Below are 18,031 nucleotides of genomic sequence, written 5' to 3'. Positions count from 1 at the left end.
ATGGGTCGATCAGATATCCCATACCAGGTTGATCGAGAAGTTGCGGCCCGGAGCCGTCAAGCGCTCCATATTGGCCGGGTTCAGCACGCCGGCTTCACCCACGCTGTCGTAGCCGCGCACGTCATCCCAGTTCCAGTATTTCTTGTCGGTCAGGTTGTACAGGCCGGCGTTGACGGTGACGTCCTTGGTGACTTTATAGAAGCCGGTCAGGTCGACGACGCCATAGCCCGGCGACTTGAACTGCTTGCTGGTGCCATCGGGGGCGAAGTAGCTGGTGTCGTCAACCTGATCCTTGCTCTTGACCAGGGTCCAGCTCACCAGTGCGCCGTAGTTCTGCTGCTCGTAGCCCAGGCCCATGACGGCGGTCAGCGGGTTGACGCTGTTGATCGGCTGGCCGGTGTCTTCGTTGCGGCCGTGGGCATAAGCCACCGAACCACGGGTGTAGAGGCCCTGTGGCGCGCCGAAAGCGTCCAGGTTCAAACGGCCCTTGACCTCGGCACCCTTGATGGTGGCGTGCTTGATGTTGTTGGCCTGGAACTTGAGATCGTCGTAGCCGGGGGTGATGGCATCTTCATTGATGAAGTCGCGGTATTTGTTATAGAACACCGCCACGTCGAAGGAGCCAGCGTCAAAGTTGCCGCGCAGGCCGGTCTCGTAGCTTTTGCTTTTTTCCGGCTCCAGGTCCGGGTTCGGCTCTACCGAGTAGCCCGCCTGCAGGTTGTCAAAGCGGCCATACAGTGCTTTGGCGGTCGGGGTGCGGAAACCCTCGGCGTACTGGCCGTACCAGGTGTAGTTGTCGTTGAACGCGTAAGTGATGCCCAGTTTTGGCGACAGGCGATGCCAGGTTTTGTCGTCATCGCTGACGGTGCCTTTCTGGTCGCTGTTGACGGTGTTGAGGAATTCCTGGGTGATATGCGGCGTCAGCTTGGTGTAGTCGTAGCGCAGGCCCGGCATAAAGGTCCAGTTGTTCCAGCTGATCTGGTCCTGGGCGAACAGGCTGTAGGTGTTGATGGTCGGGTCCGGGAAGTCGCTGGACTTGACCAGATAGTCTTTCGGGCTGTCGGCGCCCACGGCGGTGCAACCACTGCCTACTGCCAGGCAGGTGCCCGAGCCGCTGCGCGAACCGGTGACTTTCTGGTGCTTGATAGTGGCACCGTAGGTCAGCAGGTGATCGGTGTCAGCAATATGGAAAGCCTTGTCCGCCTGGGCATCCAGTACCCACGTTTTTTCTTCGTAGGTAGTGTTGCGCGAACGCATCACATGACGGCTGAAGGGGAAGTAGTCTTCCAGGGTGTTCTGGTCAGTCTTGGCGATCTGGTAGTTCAGGCTCCACTTGAAGTGGTCAGCCACGGCGGTGTCCAGCGCCATGCTGTTTTCCAGGCCAAAACGCTCGCGGCTGATGGTGTCCTTGCCGTTGCGCGACAGGTACATGCCCAGCGGCTGGCCATTGTTGAACGGGCCACCGACGGCGCTTTTTTCATTGATGTCGAGGCGGTCCTTGTACTTCTCGTAAGTGAAGCCCAGACGGTCGTCATCGTTGTAGTTCCAGCCCAGCTTGGCCAGTACGTTGGTGGTTTTCGTGTCTTCCGGGTTGGCCGCGGTGCGGGACAGGCCGGTGCCGCCGTGATCGCCGTAGGACTCGGTTTCATGGCCGTCGCGCTGGCTCAGGTGCAGCAGGCCGTCGAAGTCGCCGGAGCGGCCGGCCACGGTGCCGGACTTCAACCAGCTGCGATCGGCCGAGCTGTAGCCGGCCTTGAGGCGGGCGCCGACGTCCTGGCCCGGCTTGATGATGTCATTGGGGTCGAGGGTAAAGTAGCTGACGGCGCCGCCGATGGCATTGCTGCCGTACAGCACGGACGCCGGGCCACGCAGGATTTCGACGCGCTTGATGATTTCCGGGTCGACGTAGTTGCGCTGGGTCTTGGCGTACGGGCCGTTGAAGAACGAGTTGGGGATCTCGACGCCGTCCACCTGGGTCAGGATCCGGTCGCCGTCGATGCCGCGGATGTTGTAGTTGCTGATGCCGCCACGCTGGCCGGCGCCGCCTACCGAGACACCCGGCTCATAGCGCACCAGGTCCTTGATGGTGTTGACGTTATCGCGGTCCATATCCTGGCGGTCATGGACGGTGATGGTGCTGGGCACCGAGTTCACGTCCTGCTCCTGGCGGGTGGCGCTGATGGTCACTTGTTGCAGGGCCAGGGTGCCGGAGGAGCTGCTGCGCTTTTCCAGCACGATATTGTTGCTGGCCAGTTTGCGGTATCCCAGGTTGGTGCCGATCAACAGGCGGTCCAGGGCTTTTTCCGGGGTAAGCGAGCCGCGTACACCGGGCGAGGACACATTCTGCGCCAGCTCTGCCGGCAGGCCGACCTGCCAGCCGGTGACAGCGCTGAAGTCATTCAGGGCAGAGGCCAGTGGCTGCTGAGAGATCGCAAACTTGTAATTGCCCACGGAGCGCGTCGCCGGCTGCTCATCGGTCGCCGCCAGGACTGGAGCCGCCTGTACACCGGCCAGAAGCATGGCGGCGGTCAACAACGACAACGTGCACTGCTGCAAACCGCCCTTGCGGGCGTTGGATGAGGTCCGGCTGTTGAAACGAGTGGGCATTGATAGCGCTCCGTGGTGAACGAATCTTATAGTTGCGAAGCTGACTCAAAATGCGAATCAGTTGCATTGACTACAACGAGACGTATGACCTTAGGCTATCGAGTAAAAAAACCTACTTTTAATTAAGAATTACCAAAGCCGGAAATTCTGAAAGGCTACTTGAGGTGATGTGGGCCAGTGAACGGACGATATCCAGCGGCTGATCCAGCCGGTAGTTGCCGGTGACTGCCACGTTGGCGAGTTTGTCGTTGTTGTTGACGATCCAGCCGGGGTAGTAGCGCCGCACTTCGTCCAGCACCTTGCCCATCGGGCAGTTTTCAAACACCAGGCGCCCCTGTACCCAGGCCAGGTCGGTCTGGGGGTTGAGCCGGGCGGTCTTGCTGAAGCCGTTGGGGCCAATGCGCACGCTGTTACCGGCCGAGAGGCGCATTTGTGCGCCGGCACTATTGACCCGTAAATCGACATCGCCGCGTTGCACCCGAACCTGCGCCTCGCCGTTGAGGTAGCTCACCGCAAAGGCGGTGTCGCGCACGCTGACGCGCACGGGGCCGGCGTCGAGTACCAGCGGGAACTCCAGATCGGCGGGGATCTCGAAGTACGCTTCGCCCTGATACAGGCGCGCGCTGCTCTGGGCATTGACCACCTTGCTGGAAAACGCCGAGTTGGTGTTAAGCAGCACTTTGGAGCCATCTTCAAGTTGCAGGCGCTGGCGCTCGCCCACCACGGTCAAGTGATCGGCTTGCAGGCGTAACGGGACATTGCTGTAGCTGCCGACGCTGATAATCACCACTGCGGCGGTTGCCAGGTGCTTCCAGTGCCGCCCGATGCGCCGCAGCAGGCTGGGCGTGCGGCGGATTTGCAGGTTTTGCGCGGCGGCCAAAAGCGGTTCGCCGTTCCAGATCGCGTTGGCCTTGGCAAAGGCCTGGGCATGGGCAGGGTCGGCATTGAGCCAGGTTTCGAAGGCGCGCTTTTGTTCGTCGCTCGCACACTCAAGGGTAATCAGCCAGTCCAGAGCCTGATCCATGGCGCTGTCCTGCAGCACGTCGTGCGCCAGTTCTGGCACGGCAGATTTGTGAGTGTCCGTCACGGATGTTCCTTGGCAGTTTCAGAGCGTTCTTACAGGCATCGCCGGTCAAGGTTAAGGGCGATTGAGTCTGTCGGCTACCCCGATGCAGATTGCCATGATCAGTTTGAGTTCCTTTTGAACCGTGCTCAAGGAAACGTCAAGCTCTTCGGCAATCTCTTGATAACTGCAGCCGTGCAGGCGGCTGAGGATGAAAATCCGTTGTTGACGGGCGCTTAACTGGCTCAGGCTCACACTCAGGCGCTCCAGCAATTGCGCGGCTTGATGGGCTTCTTCGGGGGTGCTGAGGGGGGAGGCAACGCCTTCGATAACCTCGTTGGGCACATCTTCGACCACGGTGCGTGACTGGATGCGCCGGGCGCGCAGGTGATCCAGCGCCAGATTGCGTGCGGTCTGGAACACAAAGGGCTCAAGGTGCTCGACGGTACGCTCGCTCAAGGCCCGGGTTACGCGCAGGTAAGTCTCCTGCAGCAGGTCTTCGGCGGTGCTGTGGTTGTTGACCATCCGCTCCAGCGTGCGCAGCAGGGATACCCGTTGGGTAAGGAAGACTTGATTGAAGTGGGACTGGCTCACAGTGCTACCCGACCGATTTTTAGCGAATGATAATGCTTATCATCTGTGCTATTGGTCAAGTACTGTTTTGCAAAGCTGTGATTATCTTGTAGCAGCTGCCGAAGGCTGCGTTCGGTTGCGAAGCGACCGTAAATCCTGAATGCACGGTATGTCTGAACCACCGCATAACATGATTCCACGACTGCATCGCAGCCGGACGCAGCCTTCGGCAGCTGCTACACAATAGATGCCAGATTCAGGCACGGCCCTTGAGGTACGCGCTGTAGTCCGGGATGCGGTGTTCGTGGGGCTGGCTCATCAGCGGGCTGCTGAGCAGGTAGTCGGCGCTGCATTCATTGCACGCCACGGGGATGTTCCACACTGCCGCAACCCGCAGCAGTGCCTTGATGTCCGGGTCGTGGGGCTGGGGCTCAAACGGATCCCAGAAGAACACCAGCATGTCGACCCGCTGCTCGGCGATCCGCGCCCCCACTTGCTGATCGCCGCCCAGGGGGCCGCTGATCATGCTTTCGATCGGCAACCCCAGGCGCTGGCCCAGCAGCAGCCCTGTGGTGCCGGTGGCGCACAGGTCATGCTGGCTGAGCTGCGCTTTATGGCGCTCGGCCCAGTCCAGCAAAAAGCCCTTGCAGTGATCATGGGCCACCAGGGCGATGCGCTTGCGCGCCGCCAGGGTGGCCGTGGTGAAGCTGATACCGATCATCGCGTCACTCCGCGTTGTGCAGCGCCAGGCAGTTATCAAGCATGCGGTTGGAGAAGCCCCACTCGTTGTCGTACCAGGCCAGCACTTTAAGCAGCTTGCCGCTGACTTTGGTGTGGTTGGCATCGAAAATCGACGACAGCGGGTTGTGGTTGAAGTCGCTCGATACCAGCGGCAGGGTGTTGTAACCCAGTACTTTGGAGTGCTGGCTGGCTTCCTTGAACAGCGCGTTGACTTCAGCTGCGGTGGTTTCGCGCTTGAGTTCAATGGTCAGGTCGACCAGCGACACGTTGATCACCGGTACCCGCACGGCCATGCCGGTGAGCTTGCCGGCGAGTTCGGGCAATACCAGGCCCACGGCTTCGGCGGCGCCGGTTTTGCTCGGGATCATGTTCTGGGTGGCCGAACGTGCGCGGTACGGATCCGAGTGGTAGACGTCGGTCAGGTTCTGGTCATTGGTGTAGGCATGGATGGTGGTCATCAGGCCGTTTTCAATGCCGAACTCGCGGTGCAGGATTTGCGCCACCGGTGCCAGGCAGTTGGTGGTGCAGGAAGCATTGGAAATAATTTGATGGGATTGGCGCAGAATGTCGTGGTTGACACCGTAGACCACCGTCGCATCGGCATTTTTGCCGGGAGCGGAGATAATCACCTTACGGGCGCCAGCGGTAATATGCGCTTGTGCCTTGCTGCGTTCAGTGAACAAACCTGTGCATTCGAACACCACATCGATGTTCAGTGCCGCCCACGGCAGTTCGGCCGGATTGCGAATGGCGGTCACGCTGATGCGGTCACCATTGACGGTCAGGCTTTCCTGATCGTGTTCGACATTGGCGTCGAACGTGCCATGAACCGTGTCGTATTTGAGCAGATGGGCATTGATCGTACTGTCACCCAGATCGTTGATGGCGACGATCTGCAGGTCCTGACGGTAGCCTTGGGTATACAGTGCGCGCAGGACGTTACGGCCGATACGGCCAAAACCATTGATTGCGATTCGTAGAGTCATGGAAAGCGCCTGCCATCGATTTGTTGTTGGAATTACAAGATTATTCGCATAAAAATAGAAAACAAGCCATTTAAGTGGCAATATTTTGTTTTATCTACAACGAGTGACCTGAATCAACGGGTCCGAATGATTGAAGTCGCTCCCCGGAGCCCTTCGGTCAGCATAGGACACGCACAGGTCGCCACATCCGTTAGCCTGGAGTTCAACACATGCATCCCCGCGTTCTTGAAGTCACCGAGCGTCTTATTGCCCGCAGTCGTGCCACCCGCGAGGCGTATCTGGCGCTTATTCGTGGCGCTGCCGGCGACGGCCCGCAACGCGGCAAGCTGCAATGCGCGAACTTCGCCCACGGCGTGGCAGGGTGTGGCACTGAAGATAAAAACAGCCTGCGGATGATGAACGCGGCCAACGTGGCAATTGTTTCGTCATATAACGACATGCTCTCGGCGCATCAGCCGTACGAGCACTTTCCAGAACAAATCAAAAAAGCCCTGCGTGAAATTGGCTCCGTGGGTCAGTTTGCAGGTGGCACGCCAGCCATGTGTGACGGCGTGACCCAGGGTGAGCCGGGCATGGAACTGAGCTTGCTGAGCCGTGAAGTGATTGCCTTGTCCACGGCCGTGGCGCTTTCCCACAACATGTTCGATGCAGCGCTGATGCTGGGTATTTGCGACAAGATCGTGCCGGGCCTGCTGATGGGCGCACTGCGTTTTGGTCACTTGCCGACCATCTTTGTGCCGGGCGGGCCGATGCCGTCGGGCATTTCCAACAAGGAAAAAGCCGACGTGCGTCAGCGCTACGCCGAAGGCAAGGCCAGTCGCGAAGAGCTGCTGGAGTCGGAGATGAAGTCCTACCACAGCCCCGGCACCTGCACGTTCTACGGCACCGCCAACACCAACCAGTTGCTGATGGAAGTCATGGGCCTGCACTTGCCGGGCGCCTCTTTCGTCAATCCGTACACGCCATTGCGTGATGCACTGACTCGCGAAGCCGCCCATCAGGTTACCCGTCTGACCAAGCAAAACGGCGATTTCATGCCGCTGGGCGAGATCGTGGACGAGCGTTCGCTGGTCAACTCCATCGTGGCCCTGCACGCCACCGGCGGCTCGACCAACCACACCCTGCACATGCCGGCGATTGCCATGTCGGCGGGTATTCAGCTGACCTGGCAGGACATGGCCGACCTGTCCGAGGTGGTGCCGACCCTGTCCCACGTGTACCCGAACGGCAAGGCCGATATCAACCACTTCCAGGCCGCTGGCGGCATGGCGTTCCTGATTCGCGAACTGCTGGAAGCCGGGCTGCTCCACGAAAACGTCAACACGGTGGCGGGCTATGGCCTGAGCCGCTACACCCGCGAACCGTTCCTGGTGGATGGCGAACTGGTCTGGCGCGAAGGCCCGATTGAAAGCCTCGACGAGTCGATCCTGCGCCCGGTAGCCCGTGCATTCTCTGGCGAGGGTGGCCTGCGGGTGATGGAAGGCAACCTGGGCCGTGGTGTGATGAAGGTTTCGGCAGTCGCGCCGGAGCATCAGATCGTCGAAGCTCCGGCGCGGGTGTTCCAGGACCAGCAGCAACTGGCCGATGCGTTCAAGGCCGGCGAGCTGGAGCACGACTTTGTGGCCGTGATGCGTTTTCAGGGGCCGCGTTCCAACGGCATGCCCGAGCTGCACAAGATGACGCCGTTTCTGGGTGTGTTGCAGGACCGCGGCTTCAAAGTGGCACTGATTACCGACGGGCGGATGTCAGGCGCATCGGGCAAGATCCCGGCAGCCATCCATGTAAGCCCCGAGGCTTCGATTGGCGGCGCCCTGGCGCGGGTGCAGGACGGCGACATGATTCGCGTGGACGGGGTAAAAGGTACGTTGCAACTGCTGGTGGATGAGGCAGAATTTGCCGCGCGCACCCCGGCTGTCGGCACTCTGGATAATGCCGTTGGCACCGGGCGTGAGTTGTTTGCGTTTATGCGTCAGGCCTTCAGTTCGGCCGAGCAGGGCGCGAGCACCTTTACCTCGTCCCTGGAAAACCTTAAATGAAGCTCGCTCTGGTCGGTGATATAGGCGGTACCAACGCACGTTTTGCGTTGTGGGAAAACGACCAGTTGCATTCGGTCAGTGTGTTGCCCACGGCAGACTTCGCCTGCCCGGAAGATGCCATCAAGCTGTACCTGGACACGCTGCAACTGGCCCCGGGCTCTGTAGGCTCGGTGTGCCTGTCGGTGGCCGGTCCGGTGAGTGGCGATGAATTCCGCTTTACCAACAACCATTGGCGCTTGAGCCGTTCGGGCTTTTGCCAGGCGCTGCACATCGACAATCTGCTGCTGATCAACGACTTTAGTGCGATGGCCCTGGGCATGACCCGCTTGCAACCCGAAGACGTGCGCCAGGTTTGCCCGGGCATTGTCGACCCGACGCGTCCGGCGGTCGTGATCGGGCCGGGCACCGGGTTGGGGGTGGGCACCTTGCTCAACCTCGGCGAGGGCCAGTTTATGGCCTTGCCGGGGGAGGGCGGGCACGTTGACCTGCCCATGAGCAACCCGCGTGAAGTGCAGTTGTGGCAGCACATCTACAATGAGATCGGCCATGTCAGTGCCGAGAGCATTTTGAGCGGCAGCGGCTTGCCGCGGGTCTATCGGGCGATTTGTGCGGTGGATGGCCATACGCCGGTACTGGACAGTGACCGCGCCATTACCGCTGCAGCTTTGGCGGGTGATCCTGTAGCGCTGCAGGTTCTGGAGCATTTCAGTTGCTGGCTGGGGCGTGTGGCGGGCAACAATGTGCTGACCATTGGCGGGCGTGGCGGGGTGTATATCGTCGGTGGTGTGATTCCGCGCTTTGCCGATATCTTCCTGGCCAGTGGTTTTGCCCGCAGTTTTGCCGACAAGGGCTGCATGAGTGACTACCTCAAGGGTATTCCGGTGTGGCTGGTGACGGCACCTTACCCTGGCCTGATCGGCGCAGGGGTGGCGTTGCAGCAGGCGTTTGGCTGATAGCAGCGCTTTACTGTGGGAGCGGGCTTGCCCGCGATTCAGACGCTGCGGTCTGTCAGGTAAACCTCTGCGGTTCCATCGCGAGCAAGCCCGCTCCCACAGGGGTTATAACAATAAGGAACACCACTGTGAGCACACCCGGCAAATCCATTTTGCTGGTCGATGATGACCAGGAAATTCGAGAGCTTCTTGATATCTATCTCACCCGCGCCGGTTTTCAGGTGCGCACTGTGGGCGATGGTGGCGGTTTTCGCGAAGCACTGGACAGCGCGGCGAGCGATCTGCTGATCCTCGATGTCATGTTGCCCGATGAAGACGGCTTCAGCCTGTGCCGCTGGGTGCGCCAGCATCCGCGCTTTGCCCAGGTCCCGATTATCATGCTGACCGCCAGTTCCGACGAAGCCGACCGCATCATCGGCCTGGAGCTGGGCGCCGACGATTACCTGGGCAAGCCCTTCAGCCCGCGTGAATTGCTGGCGCGGATCAAGGCGTTATTGCGCAGGGCGCAATTTGCCGCTCCGGCCTCGGGCAACGAAGTGCTGGCTTTTGAAGAGTGGCGGCTCAATACCGTCACCCACCGGCTGTTCCACACCGATGGCGAAGAGGTCATCCTGTCGGGGGCCGATTTCGCCCTGCTCAAGCTGTTCCTGGACAACCCCCAGCAGATTCTCGACCGCGATACCATCGGCAATGCCACCCGTGGGCGTGAGCTGATGCCCCTCGATCGCATCGTCGACATGGCGGTCAGCCGCTTGCGTCAGCGTCTGCGCGACACCGACAAGCCTCCTCGGCTGATCCGCACCATCCGCGGCAGCGGTTATCAGCTGGCGGCCCAGGTCTCGACCGCCAATGAGCTTTAAACCCCTGCGCCAATGGCATATGCCACGCTCACTGCTGGGGCGCATGTTGTTGCTCACCTTGCTGGCCATTTTGCTGGCGCAAACCCTGTCGAGTGCCATCTGGCTGTCGCAGTTGCGCACCACCCAGCTCGAAGGCCTGGTCAACAGTGCGCGTAGCATGGCGCACTCGATGAACGCCACCGTGACCTATTTGCGTTCCTTGCCGCTGGCCTATCGCCCGCTGGTGCTGGACCAGCTGCGCAGCATGGGCGGTACGCGGTTTGTTGTCAGTCTCAATGACAAGCCGCTGGACATGCAGGTGTTGCCGATCACCCAGCGCAAGCAAGCGGTGCTGGATGCGGTGGATCAGGTGTTGCGCGAGGCCGTGGGGCCCAATGTCGATATGTCGGTAAGATTTGTCAGCCCCCAGGACCTGCGGATTTTCAATGCCGGCCTCAAGCTCGACGAGCTGCCCCGTTCCTGGGCGCACTTTGCCTTGACCCTGGAGCCGGTCAACCCGCCGGTACTGGTGACGCAAATCCAGATGGTGCCCGGAGAGTGGTTGTATATCGCCTCCCTGCTGCCCCAGCCCTATACCAGCCTTGAAGAAGAAGGGCTGCCCGCGCTGCAAGTGTGGTTTATTGTGCTCAGCAGTGTTTTTTTACTGCTGTTCATCGGCCTGCTGGTGCACTGGCAAAGCCGCCCGCTCAAGCGTCTGGCCCGGGCTGCCCGGGATATGTCGCTGGGCGAGGACGAGGTCAAGCCGGTCGAGGTGGGCGGGGGCAGCGAAGTGGTTGAGGTGGGGCGTGCCCTTAACACCATGCGTGCCCGCATCAGCCGCTACCTGACGGAGCGCAGCCAGTTGTTCAGCGCCATTTCCCATGACCTGCGCACGCCCATCACCCGCCTGCGCCTGCGCGTCGAGCTGCTGGAAGACGAGCAACTGCAATACAAGTTCGGCCGTGATCTGGATGAGCTGGAAATGCTGGTCAAGGGCGCGCTGCAATGCGTGAAAGACACCGATATTCACGAAAATATCGAGCCCGTGGACTTGAATCACCTGCTCGATTGTTTGATCGAACCTTATTTGCGCCCCCAGGGAAATGGTCGCGTGACGCTACAGGGGCGAGCCTTGCGCCCTTATCCCGGCAAACCTCTGGCGCTGCGGCGCTGCATGGGCAACCTGATCGACAACGCGCTCAAGTACGGCAAAAACGCCCACTTGCGGATCGATGACAATGAGCAGGCGTTTGTGCTCACCGTTGACGATGAGGGGCCAGGGGTGCCCGAGCAACGTCTGGAGCAGGTCTTTGAACCGCACTTTCGCCTGGCCGGACAACAACAGGGTTACGGCCTGGGACTGGGGATTGCCCGCAGCATTGCCCATAGCCACGGCGGCGAAGTCAGTTTGCAAAACCTGCGCGCCGGCGGGTTGCGGGTTACTTTGCACTTGCCGCGAAATGGCGATTGATCGACAGGCTGGCCTGCTCGGGGCTGATGGGCAGCAGGGGCTCCTGATGGGTGCTTGAGCACTTTTCAATCGCCGGTTTGGCCGGGCGGGGTGTGTTCATGGCGGCATTGATCCGGTTTTCGCGCACGCGCCTGCTGGTCTGGCTGAAGTGCTGTTGCAGCTTTTCCATCGCCACGTCATAGGGTTCGTTGCACAGGCTCAGTTGTCGCTCACGCTCTTGCAGCGCCAGCTGTTTGGCCTGCTCCTCGCCATAACGATCCACACGAAAGCTCTTGCTCAGGTTGTAGCCGTGAATCCGGGTGGTCGCGCGCCAGTAGTCAATATGGTTGGACTGCACCCGGTAGACCCCCGGGTGGCCACTGGTGTTGTGGGGCATCAGGCGCTGGCGGCTTTCGTAGGTGAACACCTGGGGCATTTTCAGCACCAGTTGGTTACGCAGGCTTTCGGCCGCTTCCAGGGCTGCGGCCTCGCCGCCGTAGTCGGCGAAGTTGAACAGGTGGATATGCACTTTGCCTGAGCGCTGAATATCCAGTTTCCAGGCATAGGGGCAACCGTCGTGGTGTTTGAGCAGGCAAATAAAGCAGTGGTTGCGGGGCGCAGCCTGATGTTTTGGCATGAGTCACATCTCCTGATGGGGACCTGCATCCGTTCTTGAATTGTGGCGACGTGTTGCAGACTCGCTGAAGTTATTTTCAGGTTCAACGTGGGAAAACGACTTCGGGATGCGTCCTACATGCAACGCGGAAATTGCTTTGCCAGGTTGTAGGCACCGCTTCAGGGGTTTTGAGAATGCACATCTGGACTCAGTCGAAGTTTTTTTGGAACCAGGGGCTCGCCGAGCCGCTATGTCACCAGCTTGTGACATTTGCCCGTCTGTTCGTTACGCGCGGGCCGCCCCTGATGGATAAACTCTTTGGCAGCGCAAGCAAAAGACTTGCACAGCTATAACAACAAGAAAGGTCTCGACATGAATTCATTCAATCGCCTCGCCGTTGTCATTTCGCTTGCCACACTGTTCCCCCTGGGTGCTTATGCTGCCGCCCCTGCCGACTCCAAAGGCACGGTTGAAGTGGTGCATTGGTGGACATCCGGTGGTGAAGCCAAAGCGGTTGATGTACTGAAAAAACTGATCGAAAAAGACGGTTACACCTGGCAGGACAGCGCTGTAGCCGGCGGTGGTGGTGCTGCGGCCATGACCGTGCTCAAGACCCGCGCCGTATCGGGCAACCCGCCGTCAGCGGCACAGATCAAGGGCCCCGACTTGCAGGAGTGGGGCGCACTGGGTTTGTTGACCAACCTCGATGAGGTGTCCAAGGCCAATAACTGGGACGCGATGCTGTCCAAGACCGTATCCGACACCATGAAATATAACGGCCACTATGTGGCGGTGCCGGTGAACATCCATCGGGTGAACTGGTTGTGGATCAACCCTGAAGTGTTCAAAAAGGCCGGTATCGACAAGGCTCCTGCCACCCTTGACGAACTTTTTGCTGCGGGCGACAAGCTCAAGGCCGCCGGCTTTATCCCCCTGGCCCACGGTGGCCAGCCCTGGCAGGACAGCACGGTGTTTGAAGACCTGGTGCTGAGCGTCATGGGCCCTGAAGGCTACAAAAAAGCCTTCGTCGACCTTGATGAAAAAACCCTCACCGGCCCGCAGATGGCTGAAGTGTTCAGTAACCTGAAAAAGCTTCAGGGCTATATGGACCCGGATGGCACTGGCCAGGACTGGAACCTGGAAGCGGCCAAGGTGATCAACGGCAAGGCCGGTATGCAGATCATGGGCGACTGGGCGAAAAGCGAATGGGCGGCGGCGGGCAAAAAGGCCGGCACTGATTTCGAGTGCGTGCCGTTCCCGGGCACCCAGGGCAGCTTCACCTACAACATCGATTCGCTGGCAATGTTCAAGCTCTCGGCGAAAAACAACACGCCGGGCAATATCGCCGCGCAGAACGACGTGGCCAAAGTCGCGCTTGAGCCTGAATTCCAGTACGTGTTCAACCAGAACAAGGGCTCGATCCCGGTTCGCAGTGACCTGGATATGAGCAAGTTCGACAGCTGTGCCCAGGCCTCCGCCAAAGACTTCGCCGAAGCCGGCAAAACCCACGGCCAGTTGCCGAGCATGGCGCATAACATGGCCACCTCGCTGGCAGTGCAGGGCGCGATTTTCGACACGGTGAGCAACTTTATGAGCGACAAGAATGCTGATCCGGCCACGGCCGGGAAAAAGCTCTACTCGGCCATCAAGTCGGCACAGTAATTCGTTGAGTTGACCCGCCACGCCTTGCGCGTGGCTCCCCCCTTGTCCCTGGTTGTGCGGCATCTGCATTGGCAGATGCCGGCATACCCTGCCGGGAGTATTTCGATGAGTTCCGTGGCTGTGTTCAGCAAGGCCTCGCCCTTTGATGCGCTGCAGCGCTGGTTGCCCAAGCTGGTTTTGGCACCGAGCATGCTGATCGTGTTGGTCGGCTTTTATGGCTACATTTTTTGGACGTTTTTGCTCTCGTTCACCAACTCCAGCTTTATGCCCAGCTACCAGTGGGTCGGCCTGCAGCAATATGCACGGTTGATGGCCAACGACCGCTGGTGGGTTGCCAGCAAGAACCTGGCGGTGTTTGGCGGCATGTTTATCGTCATCAGCCTGGTGATCGGCGTGTTCCTGGCGATACTGCTCGACCAGCGGATCCGCAAGGAAGGCTTTATCCGCACCATTTATCTGTACCCGATGGCGCTGTCGATGATCGTTACCGGTACAGCCTGGAAATGGCTGCTCAACCCGGGGCTGGGCCTGGACAAGATGCTCCGTGACTGGGGCTGGGAAGGTTTTCGCTTTGACTGGCTGCTGGATCAGGACCGGGTGGTGTACTGCCTGGTGATCGCGGCGGTGTGGCAGGCCTCCGGGTTTGTCATGGCGATGTTCCTGGCCGGGTTGCGCGGGGTCGATCAGTCGATCATTCGTGCCGCCCAGGTCGACGGCGCAAGTTTGCCGACCATCTACCTGCGTATTGTCTTGCCGAGCCTGCGCCCGGTGTTTTTCAGCGCCTTCATGATCCTCGCGCACATTGCCATCAAGAGTTTCGACCTGGTGTCGGCGATGACCGCCGGTGGCCCGGGTTACTCCTCGGACTTGCCCGCGATGTTCATGTATTCGTTCACCTTCAGCCGTGGGCAAATGGGTGTGGGTTCTGCCAGTGCGATCATGATGCTGGGGGCGATCCTGGCCATCCTCGTGCCGTATCTTTACTCCGAGCTGAGGAACAAGCGCCATGATTAATACTCAGCGTTTTACCTTCAGCCGTGTGGCGATCTACGCCACCCTGATCCTGGCGGCAGCGGTGTACTTGGTGCCACTGGTGGTGATGCTGCTTACCAGCTTCAAAAGCCCCGAAGACATCCGCACCGGCAACCTGCTGAGCTGGCCGCAAGTGATCGACGGTATCGGCTGGATCAAGGCCTGGGACACGGTGGGCGGTTATTTCTGGAACTCGGTGAAAATCACCGTGCCAGCGGTACTGATCTCGACCTTTATCGGCGCCATGAACGGTTATGTCTTGTCGATGTGGCGTTTTCGCGGTTCGCAGCTGTTTTTCGGCCTGCTGCTGTTCGGTTGCTTCCTGCCGTTCCAAACCGTGCTGCTGCCGGCCTCGTTCACCATCGGCAAGCTGGGCCTGGCCAATACCACCACCGGCCTGGTGCTGGTGCATGTGGTGTACGGCTTGGCCTTTACCACGCTGTTTTTCCGCAACTACTACGTGAGCATCCCGGATGCGCTGGTCAAGGCTGCGCGGTTGGACGGTGCAGGCTTTTTCACGATTTTCGGGCGCATCCTGCTGCCGATGTCGGTGCCCATCGTCATGGTCTGCCTGATCTGGCAGTTCACTCAAATCTGGAACGACTTTCTGTTTGGTGTGGTGTTTGCCAGTGGCGATGCGCAGCCGATTACGGTGGCGCTCAACAACCTGGTCAATACCAGCACCGGCGCCAAGGAATACAACGTGGACATGGCTGCGGCCATGATCGCGGGGCTGCCGACGCTGCTGGTCTACATCTTTGCGGGCAAGTATTTTCTGCGCGGGCTGACGTCCGGCGCGGTCAAGGGGTAAGGCATGGCGACTCTCGAATTACGCAACGTAAATAAATCCTACGGCAAGGGTTTGCCCGACACGCTGAAAAACATCGAGCTTAAAATCGATGACGGCGAGTTCCTGATTCTGGTCGGGCCTTCGGGCTGCGGCAAATCGACCCTGATGAACTGCATTGCCGGCCTTGAGACCATCAGTGGCGGGGCGATCCTGGTGGACGACGCCGACATCAGTGGCATGAGCCCCAAGGACCGTGATATCGCCATGGTGTTTCAGTCCTATGCGCTGTACCCGACCATGAGCGTGCGCGACAACATCGCCTTCGGCCTGAAGATCCGCAAGATGAGCGCTGCAGCCATTGATGAAGAGGTGGCGCGGGTGTCCAAGCTGCTGCAGATCGAACACCTGCTGGGCCGCAAGCCCGGCCAGTTGTCCGGTGGTCAGCAGCAGCGGGTGGCCATGGGCCGGGCGCTGGCGCGGCGGCCGAAGATTTACCTGTTTGACGAGCCGTTGTCCAACCTCGACGCCAAGCTGCGGGTCGAGATGCGTACCGAAATGAAACTGATGCACCAGCGCCTGAAAACCACCACCGTCTATGTGACCCACGACCAGATCGAAGCCATGACCCTGGGCGACAAGGTGGCGGTGATGAAGGACGGCATCATTCAACAGTTCGGCACCCCGAAGCAGATCTATAACGACCCGGCCAACCTGTTTGTGGCCAGCTTTATTGGCTCGCCGCCGATGAACTTTATCCCTCTGCGCTTGCAACGCCGCGACGGGCGTCTGCTGGCCCTGCTCGACAGCGGCCAGGCGCGTTGCGAGCTGCCGCTGGGCATGCAGGACGCAGGGCTGGAGGACCGCGATGTGATCGTGGGCATCCGCGCCGAGCAGATTGTGCTGGCCCCAGCCGAGGCCAATGGCCTGCCGGTGATTCGCGCCGAGGTGCAGGTTGTCGAACCGACCGGCCCGGACACCCTGGTTTTTGTATCCCTCAATGGCATCAAGGTGTGCTGCCGCCTGGCCCCCGACGATGCACCTGCGGTCGGCCAGAGCCTCAATTTGCAGTTCGATCCTGCCAAAGTGCTACTGTTTGATGCGAATACGGGTGAGCGTCTGGGGGCGATGAGCTCGCCCCAGGCTCAAGGCCGGGCTGATAACGTGGCGCAATTCAAGGGTCGTTAAGTCAACAGGGAGCCTGTTACCGGGCCTCCTTGAGTGGTGCCGCGTTAAACAAAGCCAATAAGAAAACAACGAGGATTTAAGGGATGACTAACAGAATGACCCGTACCCGTCTGGCTTGCCAGCTGTCGGCCATTGTGGCGCTGAGCCTGGGTGCAAGCAGTGTCTACGCTGACGAAGCGTTCAGTGCCGATTCGAAATGGATGACCGGCGACTGGGGCGGTGAGCGCACCAAGCTGATCGAGCAGGGTATCGACATCAAGGCCGATTATGTCGGTGAAGTGGGTGCCAACCTGCATGGCGGCTACAACGACGACAAGACCGCGCGCTACAGCGACCAGTTTGGCCTGGGCGTAGCCCTGGACCTGCAAAAGCTGTGGGGCTGGGACAACACCCAGGCCAAGATCCAGCTGACCAACCGTAATGGTCAGAACATCTCCAATGACCGTGTCGGTGATCCACGTGCCGGCACCTTGAGTTCTTCTCAGGAAGTCTATGGCCGTGGCCATATGGTGCGCCTGACCCAATTGTGGATTCAGCACCAGTTCCTCGATGGCAAGCTGGACGTCAAGGCCGGTTATTTCGGCGAAGGCGAGGACTTCAACACCTTCCCGTGCGAATTCCAGAACCTGGCGTTCTGTGGCTCGCAAGTGGGCAACTGGGCCACCAACCTCTGGTACAACTGGCCGGTCAGCCAGGCGGCACTGCGGATCAAGTACAACATTACCCCTGAGCTGTACGCGCAAATCGGTGCCTACAACCAGAACCCGTCGCAACTGGAGCACGGCAACGGCTTCAAGCTCAGCGGCAGTGGCACCAAGGGCACCGTATTGCCGGTTGAACTGGTGTGGTCGCCCAAGGTCAACGACCTGCCGGGCGAATACCGTGTCGGTTACTACAAGAGCACTGCGCCTGCCGATGACGTGAAGGTCAATATCACCACTGATGGTGAAGACTACCGCGTACGCGACAGCAAGCACGGTTACTGGTTTGTCGTGCAACAGCAGCTCACCAGCCACAACGGTGACGCCGCGCGCGGTCTGCATATCGCGGCCAACGCCACCTTCCACGACAAGGCCACCAATATCGTCGACAATTACCAGTCGCTGATGTTCGTGTACAAGGGCCCGTTCGATGCCCGGCCCAAGGATGACATCGGCATTGGCGCCGCCCGTATCCACGTTAACGACGACGTGAAGAAAAGTGCCGAGCTGATTAACGCTTCCATTGGCGCCACCGACTACAGTGACCCGCTATACACGCCGCTGCGCAACACCGAGTACAACTACGAACTCAACTACGGCTTCCATGTGACCAACTGGCTGACGGTGCGTCCAAACCTGCAGTACATCACTCACCCGGGTGGTGTGGACCAGGTAGACAACGCATTGGTGGCCGGACTGAAAATTCAGTCGACGTTCTAAATGCGCTAAGCTCCTTGTTTTCCCAGCGGATAGCCTTGGCTATCCGCTTTTTTTCGGGGCTGCACACCTCGGCGCAT

Annotated in this window: 15 protein-coding genes; 9 read left to right on the top strand and 6 right to left on the bottom strand. The window is 59.8% G+C overall.

Features of this window, described 5'->3' with window-relative positions; translation table 11 throughout:
- Window positions 1-9 precede the first annotated feature (9 nt).
- From AB3G35_RS20975 to gap, 5 genes are all read right to left on the bottom strand, one after another.
- A complete protein-coding gene (locus tag AB3G35_RS20975) occupies window positions 10-2,607 on the bottom strand; it encodes a TonB-dependent receptor (RefSeq protein WP_095004595.1) in 2,598 nt (865 codons plus the stop codon).
- Window positions 2,608-2,725: 118 nt separating this feature from the next.
- Window positions 2,726-3,694 (bottom strand): FecR domain-containing protein, encoded by a 969-nt coding sequence (locus tag AB3G35_RS20970; protein WP_016782066.1) that lies wholly within the window; start codon window positions 3,692-3,694, stop codon window positions 2,726-2,728.
- A 51-nt stretch (window positions 3,695-3,745) separates the two neighbouring features.
- A complete protein-coding gene (locus AB3G35_RS20965; RefSeq protein ID WP_106117187.1) occupies window positions 3,746-4,264 on the bottom strand; it encodes an RNA polymerase sigma factor in 519 nt (172 codons plus the stop codon).
- A 235-nt stretch (window positions 4,265-4,499) separates the two neighbouring features.
- Window positions 4,500-4,964 carry a methylglyoxal synthase gene (locus tag AB3G35_RS20960; protein WP_016782068.1) on the bottom strand — a complete coding sequence of 155 codons (465 nt, stop codon included), beginning with the start codon at window positions 4,962-4,964 and terminating at the stop codon, window positions 4,500-4,502.
- 4 nt (window positions 4,965-4,968) lie between these two features.
- A complete protein-coding gene (gene gap / locus AB3G35_RS20955; protein ID WP_086798440.1) occupies window positions 4,969-5,970 on the bottom strand; it encodes a type I glyceraldehyde-3-phosphate dehydrogenase in 1,002 nt (333 codons plus the stop codon).
- A 209-nt stretch (window positions 5,971-6,179) separates the two neighbouring features.
- On the opposite strand from gap, the gene edd reads away from it, so the two are divergent.
- From edd to AB3G35_RS20935, 4 genes are all read left to right on the top strand, one after another.
- Window positions 6,180-8,006: a phosphogluconate dehydratase gene (gene edd, locus AB3G35_RS20950; protein ID WP_016782070.1), complete on the top strand. Its 1,827-nt coding sequence runs from the start codon at window positions 6,180-6,182 to the stop codon at window positions 8,004-8,006.
- Entirely contained in the window at window positions 8,003-8,959 is a 957-nt protein-coding gene (locus tag AB3G35_RS20945; protein WP_016782071.1) for a glucokinase, read from the top strand. Before edd ends, AB3G35_RS20945 begins: the two co-directional genes overlap by 4 nt.
- 128 nt (window positions 8,960-9,087) lie before the next feature.
- Entirely contained in the window at window positions 9,088-9,819 is a 732-nt protein-coding gene (locus AB3G35_RS20940) for a response regulator (RefSeq protein ID WP_016782072.1), read from the top strand.
- Window positions 9,809-11,269 carry an ATP-binding protein gene (locus tag AB3G35_RS20935; protein ID WP_029611556.1) on the top strand — a complete coding sequence of 487 codons (1,461 nt, stop codon included), beginning with the start codon at window positions 9,809-9,811 and terminating at the stop codon, window positions 11,267-11,269. The genes AB3G35_RS20940 and AB3G35_RS20935 overlap by 11 nt, the downstream gene beginning before the upstream one ends.
- On the opposite strand, the gene AB3G35_RS20930 is transcribed toward AB3G35_RS20935, so the two are convergent.
- Window positions 11,238-11,885 (bottom strand): AP2 domain-containing protein, encoded by a 648-nt coding sequence (locus tag AB3G35_RS20930; protein WP_106117185.1) that lies wholly within the window; start codon window positions 11,883-11,885, stop codon window positions 11,238-11,240. The two genes, AB3G35_RS20935 and AB3G35_RS20930, sit on opposite strands and share 32 nt — an antisense overlap.
- Window positions 11,886-12,236: 351 nt before the next feature.
- Here AB3G35_RS20930 and AB3G35_RS20925 point away from each other — a divergent pair, with 351 nt between their 5' ends.
- From AB3G35_RS20925 to AB3G35_RS20905, 5 genes are all read left to right on the top strand, one after another.
- Window positions 12,237-13,526 (top strand): ABC transporter substrate-binding protein, encoded by a 1,290-nt coding sequence (locus AB3G35_RS20925; RefSeq protein WP_029611557.1) that lies wholly within the window; start codon window positions 12,237-12,239, stop codon window positions 13,524-13,526.
- Window positions 13,527-13,631: 105 nt separating this feature from the next.
- Window positions 13,632-14,540: a carbohydrate ABC transporter permease gene (locus AB3G35_RS20920; RefSeq protein ID WP_016782076.1), complete on the top strand. Its 909-nt coding sequence runs from the start codon at window positions 13,632-13,634 to the stop codon at window positions 14,538-14,540.
- Window positions 14,533-15,369: a carbohydrate ABC transporter permease gene (locus tag AB3G35_RS20915; protein WP_016782077.1), complete on the top strand. Its 837-nt coding sequence runs from the start codon at window positions 14,533-14,535 to the stop codon at window positions 15,367-15,369. Before AB3G35_RS20920 ends, AB3G35_RS20915 begins: the two co-directional genes overlap by 8 nt.
- A gap of 3 nt (window positions 15,370-15,372) precedes the next feature.
- Window positions 15,373-16,533 carry an ABC transporter ATP-binding protein gene (locus tag AB3G35_RS20910; protein ID WP_083369600.1) on the top strand — a complete coding sequence of 387 codons (1,161 nt, stop codon included), beginning with the start codon at window positions 15,373-15,375 and terminating at the stop codon, window positions 16,531-16,533.
- Between the two features lie 83 nt (window positions 16,534-16,616).
- Window positions 16,617-17,954: a carbohydrate porin gene (locus tag AB3G35_RS20905; protein WP_029611558.1), complete on the top strand. Its 1,338-nt coding sequence runs from the start codon at window positions 16,617-16,619 to the stop codon at window positions 17,952-17,954.
- The last annotated feature ends 77 nt before the right edge of the window (window positions 17,955-18,031 follow it).

This window comes from Pseudomonas sp. WC2401, from assembly GCF_041200115.1.
Lineage (GTDB): Bacteria > Pseudomonadota > Gammaproteobacteria > Pseudomonadales > Pseudomonadaceae > Aquipseudomonas > Aquipseudomonas fragi.
The sequence above is the reverse complement of the archived record's forward strand: the minus strand, read 5'-3'. Positions and strand labels throughout refer to the sequence as shown.